Raw genomic sequence first — 11,184 nt, 5'->3', positions numbered from 1 at the left:
TCGAGCACGAGCCCGAAACTCACACAGCCGAAACCGAATTCGGCCCTCCTATCTGCGAGTTCACTCGCATCGAGCGACATCGTGTCGCAACGGCACTACAGGATGTCCTGACCTGCAGGGCATCTCGGCGCAATCGTGCGGACTCTGTTCTGGTGCCCCAGAAACGACCAATCGCGATTCCGAATATTCCCGCTGCCGCTGCCAAGATCGCTGGCGTCATCGTGCCCCGATGCCCGTATCTCGTACCGGGTGTGAGCCTACCTATCAACAGCCTTGTCGCACACGAGAAATGCGCACCATCCGGCATGAGAGGCCACTCGTCCCAGGTATAGCCAGCGCGCGAGGACGGCGACGTACGAAGCCATTGGTCCGCACGATCAACGGCCAGACCGTCGAAATTCGCGGTCCCATGATCAACGGTGTCTTCAAGATCGGCACCGCGTACATTCCGTGACGTGGCGCGAGAACCGAGGAGAGCCGATGAGTAGTACACCGATTGAGCCGCGGGCCATGACCGAGCTCGAAACCGGAGTCGTCACCAAACTGCTGTCCTCCGGCAAGGCCGGTGCTGGCGACTATCTGGCGCAGATTCCGTTTACACAGGTCAACGCCACCTGGGGTGTCGGTTCGCCCAGCGTCGATGTGGTGGTGCCCTCTGGCGTGGAGACCGCATCCGGTTCGACGGACGGAATCTTCGCCAATGGAGCCGTCACCGACCGCAACGGAGCACCGATCGGCGAGGTCATTTTATGGGTCGAGCACGGCAGGCTCAGTGGAATCGAGTACGCCTGGTACACGGACGTGCGTCCACAGACGCAGCCCGCGCAGATCGAGGTCTTGTAGTCCATAGATGGCGCACCTCGAGGCAGGATTCGCTGACGGAGTGTCGGTGCCCCGTCGTGGGGCCACTACGTTGCCGCTCGTGGGACCACCGACAGCTGGCCGGAAGTGAAACGGGTTATCACATTGCTGAATGGCGGACGCCGCCTCACCAAACGGCCGATAGGCGGCTACTCAACACCGGTGCCAGGGCTGGATCCCGGCCAGGATCTGGTCCAGGTGCCCGGTGGGACGCTCTCGCAGTTCACGTCTGCCCTCCACTCGACGATCCGAACCCGTCCGGCACACCGATCTCACAGCACAGTTCCCGAGATACCAGCTCATTCCATCATTCTCTTGCGCTGTCGAACACCGCTATATGCCAAGTGACGCTTCGCTTCTCGCATTCCGGTCAGTCGTTCAGAGTCACCGTCAGAAGCTCGACCGCACAGTGCTGCAAACTTCATGGGCAGGTCCCGTGAGGGCGGTCGAATGCTCTCACCTCGGCACGAAGGCCCGATGTCGGAGATCAGCGTGTCGAATCGACCGAAATCACGCAATCGCCTGCGGCACTGAGCGAGACGGCCGATAGTCGTTTGAGTGCATCGTGCTGTCTCCATCTATGGACCCCTGCGACGGGAGAAGTGCTGTGACAAGTCTCGACAACGACCAGACCAGCCACCGCGACACGGTTACCGACACCGGCGAACGACTCACGCACCTTCTGGCTGGGCCTCACGGCCTGGGCACCGAACTCGCCGCACGCTTCTCGACGATGACCCGGGCCGAGCCCGAACCAGCGCCACCGCCCGCGCCCGGCGCGATGCCGGCGGCCACACTGCCCAGCACCGGCTTACGGCACCTTCGCGACACTGGAACTCCCCTGGGCGAGAGCGCGTTTCGGATACCGGTCCGGCACGCGACGGCCGAGATCGAGCCCTACCGAGAACTTGCCTGGGGTGACGGTTCCGCGCCGCCACTGTACTGCCCGCCCGCTACCCGGATCGACGACAATCTCGCCGACCGGATCGACGATCGCCTCACCACATGGGCGGAGTCGATCGGGTTCACCGACGACGAGCTCGAGAAGCTGCGCCGGACCGGCTACGGACGGCTGGTCATGCTGACCCACACCGATTCCGACGACCCCGACCGACTGCTGGTCCCCGCCCAGATGAACACCGCTTGGTGGATGGCCGACGACTACTACGCCGACGATTCGGCGCTCGGCGCGGACCCGACCCGGCTGCCGCAACGACTCACCTTGGCGATGGCGGCCTTGGATCCGTTGCCCGACGCGGGCGAGTTCACCACTCCGCTGGAGGAGGTGCTGCGGGAAGACAAGGTGCTGCGTGCTTTCGGTTCCGCGATCGCGAATCTGCGCGCCCACGCCACCCCGGGGCAGGTGCAGCGCGCCTGCTACGCGACGTTCACGATGTTCGTGTCCTGGACCGCCTACGCCGCGTGGCGACACACCGGCGAATCACCTTCCGCGTGGGAATATCTCGCCGCCCGCCAGCACGACACCTTCTACACCTCGATGACCCTGATCGACCCCGTCGCCGGGTACGAGCTGCCCGCGAACCTCTTCTACGACGATCGGGTCCGGCAGGCCGTGTTCCGGGCGGGTACCGCCGCCGTCCTGGTCAACGACCTGTTCTCGATCAAGAAGGATGCCGCCGACGAAGTACCCGTCAGCAATATGGTGCTGCAGATCGCCGCCGATCGTGGGTGCTCGCTGGCCGAAGCGACCGAGGTCACCGTCGACCTGCACAACCGGATGGTGCACCAGTTCGAAGCCGACCATCGCGCCCTGCACGCCATCCCCTCCCCCGAACTCCAGCTGTTCATGCGCGGCGTTCGCGATTGGATGGGCGGCTCGTTCGAATGGCACAACACGAACCCGCGCTACCGCTAGGTCGGTCGTACCCTGGCAGTAGCCTCCTGATACCGCCTGCGCGGCACACATCCCGCCAACCCTCCTTGCAGTCGCCGACCAGACGTCTGCCATGGATACGCATTCCGGCGAAGTCGCCGCGGTCCTTGGCGCCGTTCTTCGCGCGTTCGATGCGGTCGTCGACGTGCTCGGCGAGGTAGGCAGCGGTCGCCGATTCGTGGCGGTGCCAGTGGTTTTCGCGCTGCGGCGGGATCGGGTCATTCGGGGGCTCGGTCCGGGTAGTGGACGCGTCCGCCGTCGATGAGGAGCGACGCGGCGGCGAACTCGCGGTCGTTGCCCTGCAGCAGCGGCAGAACGTCCGCGGCACGGAAGATCGGGGGTTTGAGGTGCGGCCAATTGCGTTGGAACGCTTCGACGACTTCGACAATCGTCTTGCCTTTGCACGCGGGCGGGCTGACCGATTCGTTAGGATCAGGCATTGCGGTCCGCTCTCTCGGTGGCGGCGCGGGCGCGCTCGCTGATCTTGTTGTAACTGGTGGCTGGAACCGTTGCTGCCCTGCGGTAAGAAGGCGGGATGCCCGCCGAAAAACGACAGCTCATCGACGGTATCCGGTCGCGCACCCGCACCGGAACACCGTGGCGAGATGTGCCAGCGCGCCGTAGCGGCGTACCGCGGGCCTCGTGGCACAGCAGTCGGCACCACAGCGCCACGATTTCCGCCAACCTTGTGACACGCCTCGCGGTGCGCATGATGTCGACGGTCTGGCGATACGTCGTGGCGACGGCCGAAGACAGAGTTTCCCTTCAGGCTAGAAAGGTCCAAAAGCCGGAAATAGCTGAATGTTTCGGACCAAGTGGCTGGGATGCCGTCAGTGAGATCCGCAGACCAGTTCGGCGGGCGACGGTGGCGATGACTGCGAAGGCGGCACAAACCAGGTTGCTTACCTCCGAATAATGCTGACCGACGTATCCAACGATCAGCCCGGAACGCGAACCAGCCTCAGGTACTCCGAAGACTCGTTGTTCGACGTCTGCGAAACCGAAAGTCAGAGTGGCGAGCTCAAACGTCTGCGCGTTCTGGATCCATCTGATGGGTGGTCGCACCCGCTGCAGCCTATCGAGTGGGCGCCCCCAAATCCGCTGGAAAAGCCCGCCGCGACCGCGTATTTGGCATCCCCCGCACCGACAACCTCCGCACATCAGCGTCACCCACAACGACTGACCTTCATTGCCGCGGACGGGAACCCGTTCGATGTTCCTCTCACGGTCGCGCCCGCGTCGGCGTCGTGCACCCCGATATCGAATACCACCAGCCCTCGCAGACCGCGGCAATGGCCTGGTTCAGTCCGGGCGGACCCGGTGGTGCCGGTCAGGCCGTGATCGAGGTAGATCCGGTCCTCGCCGACACCGAGCGCACGCAGTCGCTGGCGTTGTGCGATCAGGTCCTGCGTGTCGCCGGTGCGGCAGCGCGCTTAGCCGATGAGAGTGCCGACGTGGACACGGTTCGAACCGTAAACATAGGCGCCGGTCAACGAGAATATTTTCGTACCAGGCATCTGGCAATCGCCTGGCCAGTCGGGCCCTGGTCATGACGTTCCAGGCCCGCCGCGGCCGAGCTCGTTCGGAGGATCCGTTTGGGGTTCCTCATGCGGACGCGAACACGGATGCACTCGCACCACGAGTCCGGGATTCGAGTAGCCGCTTACTCTACTGGCCCCGACGTCGGCCGTGCAGCCTTGTGATAGCCCTCCCGCGCGGGGCTGGCACCGGCTCACTGGACACGAGGTACTACACACCACGAGGTACACACAAAATGACAACTCTCACGTTCGATCGCCCCATCATCACCCCGTCCGGCACACCGCTGGGCGGATCGGTGCACGTCGAAGTCAGCGACAACGGCGACTACTACGTCAAGTTCCACACTCACTCGAGCAGTGTGTTCGGCGACTTCGACTTCAACCTCCGCGCATACCTCACCGCGCCGGGATTCCCGACGATGGCGTTCGTACAGAGCGGACACGTCTCTGGTGTCGACAGCTGGGACCGCGAAGAGCACGGCCACAATCCACTGCTCGCTTTGTACTGGTCTCAGTTGCAGGCGGCCCCCAACTACAGCGTGGCCAAAGACTACAAGTGGGGCGGCGTCGTCGGTACGCTCGCAGACCTGGTCAAGGACGTCTTCGATGTCGCCGCCGGTGTAGCCGGCGCCGCGCTCGGTGTTGTGATCGGGGCGACCAGGGAGGCGATCGACTGGCTCGGCGCGACGCTGGGCCCCGGCGGAACCCTCGGTGTCGTCGGAGGTGTCGTGGTGTTCGCGATTTCGGCGGTCGCAGGCGCCGGGATCGGCGGCGCGCTCATCCTCGGTATCGTCGCGGGCGTTGCCATCGGTGCGGTCACCAACGCGCTCATAAAGTACCGACCGCTGAACGACGCCGAAATCACGTTCGCCCGCCAGGCGTACGGCAACTCGATTCCCTACGACAAGGTGCTGATCACCAACCTCGCTGGCCTCAGCAATCGCGCATTCACCGCACCCGGCGTCGACGGCAAGACCTACTGCAACCTCGGCAGCGCATACGACAACCCGCTCGGACCCGGCGGCAACGCGTACCCGCAGCCGGGCCAGCTACTCATCCACGAACTGGCCCACGCGTGGCAGATCGCACACACCGGGTTCCTGCCTGGACTGATGTGCAGCGGCATGGTCAACCAAGCCCAATACCTGATGGGTGACAGCGTCTACCAGTACGGTTCCGCCGGTCCAGAATGGTCGGCGTTCAACGCAGAGCAGCAGGGCGCCATCGTGGACCAGTGGTTCGGCGGCACCGACCGCAGCTCCCGATACAAGGCGATGGACCAACAGAACCCCTACTACCGCTACATCTGGAACAACGTCCTCGGCCGCGGCCCGACCGATGATGCGCCAGCGAACCTTCGGGCAGCGGCGTCGTCAGGGCTGAGTGTGCTCGCTCCCCGCGGCAACCATCTGGACGTCTTCTGGCCGCGCCGTGACGGCGCGGTCGGATGGCAGTGGTGGGACACCGGACCGCATCAGAGCTGGGCCGACCACGGTGTGGTGAACATCGCCGCGGCCGGCGCCGCAGCGGCAGAGGCGGCCGTTGCGGCGGTTTCTCGCGAGCCGGACCACCTCGACGCCTTCTGGGTCGCCTCCGACGGTGCTGTCATGGGGCAGTGGTCGGCGCCGGGTGCGAGCTGGGGCAGCCACGGGTCGTTCGCGATCACGCCTACCGGCGCGGCTCGTCCCGGGGCGCCGGTGACCGCCGTGGCGCGCACCGCCGACAACCTCGACGTGTTCTGGGTCGCCCCGGACGGTGCCGTATACAGCCAGTGGTGGCACGCATCGCCCGGACACAGCTGGGCCGACCACGGCGCATTCCCGATCGCTACCCCTGGTTCGGCCGAGCCGGGCTCGGCTGTGGCGGTCGTCGCTCGTACACCCGACAACCTGGACGTGTACTGGGTCGGGCCGGACGGGTCGGTCCGCAGCCAGTGGTGGCACGCGGCCCCTGGGCACAACTGGGGCGACCACGGCTCCCTCGCGATCGCACCGGCCGGGTCCGCGCGCGCCGGATCTCCCCTTGCGGTCGTAGCCCGCACACCTGACAACCTCGACGTGTACTGGGTCGGGCCGGACAGGTCGGTCCGCAGCCAGTGGTGGCACGCGGCCCCTGGGCACAACTGGGGCGACCACGGCTCCCTCGCAATCACACCTGCAGGTGCGGTTGCCGAGGGCGGCGGGATCACGGCAACGGCGCGCACACCGATCAACCTCGACGTGTTCTGGGTCGCGCCGGACGGATCCATCGGAACCCAATGGTGGCATGGAGCCGCCGGGCACAGCTGGGCCGACCACAACGCATTCCCGATCGCGCCGCCCGGCTCCGCCGACCCGGCGTCACCGATCACCTCCGTCGGTCGCCTCCCCCACCACCTCGACGTGTTCTGGATCCGCCCCGACGGCGCGATCGCCACACAGTGGTGGGATGCGGCGCCCGACCAAGGCTGGAATCACGAACCGTTCACGATCACGCCCGCCGGCGAGGCGCCCGTGCCCCACGCGCCGCATCTGATCACCACCCTCGAAGCAGTGGGCGTCGACTTCAGCGTGCCGAAAGACGAACTCGCCCAATGGCTCGAGGATCCGGAGTTCACTCCGTACCCGGCGGTGGCCGTGGCACTGCTCACCCGCCTCAACAGCCATCGGCTGCTCAAACCCGTCTACCTCGACGTGATCGTCTTCAACTACGAGCACTCGCCGGGACACCCGTCACCACGCAAAGCCCAAGACGTCAAGAACGCCGTGCTCGAGGCGGCCGTGGTGGAAGGTTTCAACATCCGCTACGACGAGGCAGTCTCCAAGTTCGACGACGTCCTGCTGCCCGCCGTCTGATCGCAGGAACGTCTACTCAGAACGAGATTCCATCGCCCTGCGCGCAGGTGCATCCGCCGCAGACATCTCGCCCCGCGAAATTCGTTGGCACCGTTTCAGTTCGGCGCACTACGGTGCGGCGATGAGCGATGGGGACGGCTTCTTCGGGGAGCGTGTCGCGGCGGAGTACGACGAGTCGGCGGAGGATCGGTTCGAACCGAGTGTGGTTGACGCTGCGGTCGAGGTTCTCGCCGGTCTGGCCGGTGGTGGCCGGGCGCTGGAACTGGGCATCGGGACGGGACGTATCGCACTGCCGCCGGCCGCTCTCGGCGTCTCGGTTCACGGCATCGATCTGTCCCGAGCGATGGTTGCCCGGTTACGGGCCAAACCCGGCGGGGACGCCATCGCCGTGACGATCGGGGACTTCGCGACAACTCGGGTGGACGGCACGTTCTCGGTCGCGTACCTGGTCTTCAACACGATCATGAATCTGACGACGCAGCAGGCGCAGGTCGACTGCTTCCGCAACGTTGCCGCGCATCTCGAGCCAGGAGGGTGTTTCGTCATCGAGGTCATGACCCCCGAGCTGCGAAGGCTCCCGATGGGACAGCATGTCGTGCCGTCCCACGTGAGCTCGACGCGGTGGGCCTTCGACACCTACGATCTCGCAACCCAATCGCTGACCTCGAACTACGTCGAGGTTATCGACGGGCGTGGGGAGCACAGATCCATCCCGTTCCGGTACGTGTGGCCCGCGGAACTCGACCTGATGGCCCAGCTCGCTGGGCTGCGGCTGCGCGAACGATGGGGTGGGTGGGCGCGGGAGCCCTTCACGAGCGAGTGTGGTCAGCACGTCTCGATCTGGGAGAAGCTGGATATCTGACCTCGCATCCGGTGCTGCTCGCACCACGCTTGCGTGGAATTCGAATCAAACCGAGCCGGATCGGTCACCAAGGCCACCGGGGTTGTTAGCGTCGGCCGGGTGGATCTGAACCTGGACGGAAAGCGCGCGATCGTGACCGGCGGCAGCCGAGGCATCGGGCTGGCCATTGCTCGTGGACTCGCGGCCGAAGGCGTGGATGTGGTGATCGCGGCGCGCTCAGCCGAACGACTCGAGGCCGCCGCGCGGACATTGGCCGATGAGACCGGCCGGCGAGTAGTCGCTATACCTACCGATACGGGGGACGACGACCAGGTCCGACAACTCGTCGAGCGCACAGTCGCCGAATTGGGCGGTGTCGACATCCTGGTGAATTCCGCCGCGACGCCGTGGAGCGCCGGGTCCCCCGCCGATCTGACCGCGACGACCGACGATATCGTTCGTCGCGAGATCGAGATCAAGGTGCTCGGTTACCTGCGCACCGCACGTGCGGTTGCGCCGCACTTCGTCGCGCAAGGCTGGGGCCGGATCATCAATATCAGTGGACTCGGTGCGCGACAGGCGAATTCCATCGCCCAGACCATTCGCAACGTCAGCGTATCCGCATTGACCAAGAACTTGGCGGACGAACTCGGCCCGAAGGGTGTCAACGTGACGGTCGTGCACCCCGGCCTGACCAGAACCGAACGCCTCACCGACCGTTTGACTACGCAAGCCGAGGAATCCGGTAGTACGGTCGCCGAACTCGAAGCCGGACTCACGAGAAACTCGGTGCGCCGGGTCATCGACGCTCGAGAGGTCGCCGACGTGGTCACCTTTCTCGCATCACCACGCAGCATCGCCATCACCGGCGACGCTATCGCGGTGGGCGGCGGCGTACCCGGGCCGGTCTATTACTGAGTCACAAAATGGATGTTGTCGTCGAGTACATTCGATTAACCAGCACGATGTCCTCCGGCGGCAGATCCAGAAATGCCCAGGGCGAACCGCACGGCCCAATCGCAGCGAACCATGCGGCAATCCTCGACCACACCCGGGCGAAAGCGCCGCCCGTACCGTTTCGACTCATCTCGATCTCCTTATCGCGCTGTATCGAGTTCATCGAAAGACCGATACCGCCACCAGGATTGGGATCGAACTGATCAGGAATGGGCACTGCGCGGTGGAGCTACTGAACGACTACTGGTCTGGTGCGCCGAAGATTCCAGCGAGCATCAACTCCAACAGGCGATCGGCCTGATTCCGCGTCGCGTGTTCGCGCGACCACGCCGCCGCGTTCGCCATCGCGAAGACATCGGCGCCGGTGACACCGGCGCGCACTCTGCCGGACCGAGTCGCGTCCGCGACCAGTCGCTCGCAGATCTCCGTCATGCGCAGGCACGCGGTATGCAGTTCGGACGCCGCGTCGTCGACTCCATCGGCCACCAGCGTCGCCAAACCCTGGTACGACGCGACATGGTCGACGACCATGTGCACCCACTGCACCAGTGCCGCACCCGGATCCTTCGCTAAGGTATCGGCCGCGTCGAACAGGACCTGATTCCGCGTCGCCAGCACCGCGCTCAGTAACGCTCGGCGATGCGGAAAGTGAGCATACAGTGTCCCGATCGAAACACCGGCGCGCTGCGCGATCCCCTCCAACGAAGCCTCGCTGCCCTGCTCCGCGAAGGCCGATTCGGCTGCCACAACCAGCTTCTCGTAGTTGCGGCGGGCATCGGCCCTGACCTTGCGCTGACGTTCCGGCATGCCACCACCCTTTAAATCGAGGTGCCCTCGAGTTATATTTCGAGGGTGCCTCGAGTTTAGTGTGAGTAGCGATGATCCTGGTGACCGGAGCGACTGGCTCCATCGGTAAGCACCTTGTGCGGGAACTGCGCGAACGCGGTGTGCCGCTCCGCGCGCTGGTTCGGGACGCGGCCAAGGCGGCGCTGGACGCTCCCTGGATTCGCACTGAAGCCGGTCGTCCGAGCCGCCGACAACAGTCGCCGAGACGCACCGAATCCGGTCGCCTGACGGCACGGGTGCGGTCATCTGAGCTGTCCATACGACCATGGTGAGATAGAAGCGATGGGTTAGTAAGATGCCACTTTGAAGTGTGCTACTAACTAATGGTAAGTTAGCAGGATGTCAGGCGACACGCAAACTTTGCTCCGGCGTGATTGTCCCGGCCGCGTCCTGCTCGACCACATCACCGGCAAATGGGGTGTGCTGGTGCTGACTTCGCTGACCATGGGCCCGTTGCGGTTCCACCAATTGCGGGCGCGTATCGACGGCGTCAGCGACAAGATGCTCACCCAGACCCTGCGCACATTCGCGAGCGACGGCCTGGTCGAACGAACCGTCATCCCGACCGCACCCCCCTCGGTGACCTACGAACTGACCGACCTCGGCGCCGAAGCCGCCCGCGAACTCGAACCCTTCCTGCGCTGGGTCCGCACCACCGCCGCAACTACAGCCACAACCTAGGCCCGAACCCGACTCCCGCCGCCACCACCGCAACCATCCACCGAAAGGGTTGCACCCGAGGCGATTTCGGATGACAAACACTGGCAGGGCCCGTTTGTCTGCCTGTTTTCGGCGGCGGCCCGTATCGGCCACTGTCGGACGAGGTTCACGAACAACTGCCGGTCGTCGGCCACAACCTTTTCAGAATTCCTCACCCGCGAGCGGGATCTGTTGCGGCAATGGACACCACAGCACTACCGGTGAGTCCGGGGCGGGCCCGTCGACACGAATCCGATGGCCGCAACGCAGTATCGGCGACCCAGCGAAGCACGGTGATCATTGCCGCCGAGCTTGTTCCGCTGTCGCCGGTCAGAGTTCGGACAGCCGAGCGGAGGCAGTGTGCCGTTCGGAAGTTGCGGCACGGTGTTTCTTGCCTATCGAATATGGTTACGACGTACTCACAGGTTCTGGCTGGGCGTGCCTACGCGTCTGCGAAGTCGGTGTTGGCAGGAATGACAGCCACGGTCGCGGCGGAGTTGATCGATCGGGGCATCGTGCTCAACACCGTCAATCCCGGACCGGTCGACACCGGTTTCCTATCGACCGACACGGCTGACCGCGATCTCACACTGATCGAGGAGGTCCGCTCGGCGTTTCCTCGCGGGCAAGTGGGCCAGCCGGATGATCCGCACGTTTGATCACCTGGTTGGTATCGGACGAAGGCCGTTGGATCGTCGGACAAGTTATCGA

At 64.9% G+C, this 11,184-nt stretch carries 11 protein-coding genes; 8 read left to right on the top strand and 3 right to left on the bottom strand.

Translation table 11 applies throughout. The features are described from left to right. Positions 1-480: 480 nt before the first annotated feature. Both ACIBJI_RS40755 and ACIBJI_RS40750 read left to right on the top strand, forming a co-directional pair. The gene (locus ACIBJI_RS40755) at positions 481-843 is read left to right on the top strand and encodes a hypothetical protein (RefSeq protein ID WP_397088469.1); all 363 of its coding nucleotides are present in this window, start codon (positions 481-483) and stop codon (positions 841-843) included. Between the two features lie 625 nt (positions 844-1,468). Further along, positions 1,469-2,737: a family 2 encapsulin nanocompartment cargo protein terpene cyclase gene (locus ACIBJI_RS40750; protein ID WP_396956528.1), complete on the top strand. Its 1,269-nt coding sequence runs from the start codon at positions 1,469-1,471 to the stop codon at positions 2,735-2,737. Positions 2,738-2,973: 236 nt separating this feature from the next. On the opposite strand, the gene ACIBJI_RS40745 is transcribed toward ACIBJI_RS40750, so the two are convergent. Continuing rightward, positions 2,974-3,195 (bottom strand): hypothetical protein, encoded by a 222-nt coding sequence (locus ACIBJI_RS40745; protein ID WP_364358688.1) that lies wholly within the window; start codon positions 3,193-3,195, stop codon positions 2,974-2,976. Positions 3,196-4,529: 1,334 nt separating this feature from the next. Here ACIBJI_RS40745 and ACIBJI_RS40740 point away from each other — a divergent pair. From ACIBJI_RS40740 to ACIBJI_RS40730, 3 genes are all read left to right on the top strand, one after another. Beyond that, positions 4,530-7,130, top strand: a complete 2,601-nt coding sequence (locus ACIBJI_RS40740) for a hypothetical protein (protein ID WP_397088467.1) — start codon at positions 4,530-4,532, stop codon at positions 7,128-7,130. A gap of 121 nt (positions 7,131-7,251) precedes the next feature. Then, positions 7,252-7,992, top strand: a complete 741-nt coding sequence (locus tag ACIBJI_RS40735) for a class I SAM-dependent DNA methyltransferase (protein WP_397088465.1) — start codon at positions 7,252-7,254, stop codon at positions 7,990-7,992. A 99-nt stretch (positions 7,993-8,091) separates the two neighbouring features. Then, positions 8,092-8,889, top strand: a complete 798-nt coding sequence (locus ACIBJI_RS40730) for an SDR family NAD(P)-dependent oxidoreductase (RefSeq protein WP_397088463.1) — start codon at positions 8,092-8,094, stop codon at positions 8,887-8,889. Between the two features lies 1 nt (position 8,890). Here ACIBJI_RS40730 and ACIBJI_RS40725 read toward each other — a convergent pair whose 3' ends face one another. Then, positions 8,891-9,145, bottom strand: a complete 255-nt coding sequence (locus tag ACIBJI_RS40725; protein WP_397088461.1) for a hypothetical protein — start codon at positions 9,143-9,145, stop codon at positions 8,891-8,893. A 23-nt stretch (positions 9,146-9,168) separates the two neighbouring features. Continuing rightward, positions 9,169-9,735, bottom strand: a complete 567-nt coding sequence (locus ACIBJI_RS40720; RefSeq protein WP_397088459.1) for a TetR/AcrR family transcriptional regulator — start codon at positions 9,733-9,735, stop codon at positions 9,169-9,171. Positions 9,736-9,806: 71 nt separating this feature from the next. On the opposite strand from ACIBJI_RS40720, the gene ACIBJI_RS40715 reads away from it, so the two are divergent. The 3 genes from ACIBJI_RS40715 (at position 9,807) to ACIBJI_RS40705 (ending at position 11,132) form a co-directional block, all read left to right on the top strand. After that, the gene (locus ACIBJI_RS40715; RefSeq protein ID WP_397088457.1) at positions 9,807-10,046 is read left to right on the top strand and encodes an NmrA family NAD(P)-binding protein; all 240 of its coding nucleotides are present in this window, start codon (positions 9,807-9,809) and stop codon (positions 10,044-10,046) included. Between the two features lie 67 nt (positions 10,047-10,113). Beyond that, the gene (locus tag ACIBJI_RS40710; protein ID WP_397088455.1) at positions 10,114-10,455 is read left to right on the top strand and encodes a winged helix-turn-helix transcriptional regulator; all 342 of its coding nucleotides are present in this window, start codon (positions 10,114-10,116) and stop codon (positions 10,453-10,455) included. A gap of 491 nt (positions 10,456-10,946) precedes the next feature. Continuing rightward, the gene (locus tag ACIBJI_RS40705) at positions 10,947-11,132 is read left to right on the top strand and encodes a hypothetical protein (protein ID WP_397088453.1); all 186 of its coding nucleotides are present in this window, start codon (positions 10,947-10,949) and stop codon (positions 11,130-11,132) included. The last annotated feature ends 52 nt before the right edge of the window (positions 11,133-11,184 follow it).

This window comes from Nocardia sp. NPDC050408, from assembly GCF_044458905.1.
Taxonomy (GTDB): domain Bacteria; phylum Actinomycetota; class Actinomycetes; order Mycobacteriales; family Mycobacteriaceae; genus Nocardia.
Note: the sequence above shows the minus strand (reverse complement) of the source record. Positions and strands in the feature narration are given on the sequence as shown.

Bases quoted from the DNA above. Each gene is read 5' to 3' on its own strand.
- ACIBJI_RS40735 (WP_397088465.1), top strand. From the start codon at position 7,252: ATGAGCGATGGGGACGGCTTCTTCGGGGAGCGTGTCGCGGCGGAGTAC.
- ACIBJI_RS40710 (WP_397088455.1), top strand. From the start codon at position 10,114: ATGTCAGGCGACACGCAAACTTTGCTCCGGCGTGATTGTCCCGGCCGC.
- ACIBJI_RS40745 (WP_364358688.1), bottom strand. From the start codon at position 3,195: ATGCCTGATCCTAACGAATCGGTCAGCCCGCCCGCGTGCAAAGGCAAG.
- ACIBJI_RS40715 (WP_397088457.1), top strand. From the start codon at position 9,807: ATGATCCTGGTGACCGGAGCGACTGGCTCCATCGGTAAGCACCTTGTG.
- ACIBJI_RS40705 (WP_397088453.1), top strand. From the start codon at position 10,947: ATGACAGCCACGGTCGCGGCGGAGTTGATCGATCGGGGCATCGTGCTC.
- ACIBJI_RS40740 (WP_397088467.1), top strand. From the start codon at position 4,530: ATGACAACTCTCACGTTCGATCGCCCCATCATCACCCCGTCCGGCACA.
- ACIBJI_RS40720 (WP_397088459.1), bottom strand. From the start codon at position 9,735: ATGCCGGAACGTCAGCGCAAGGTCAGGGCCGATGCCCGCCGCAACTAC.
- ACIBJI_RS40755 (WP_397088469.1), top strand. From the start codon at position 481: ATGAGTAGTACACCGATTGAGCCGCGGGCCATGACCGAGCTCGAAACC.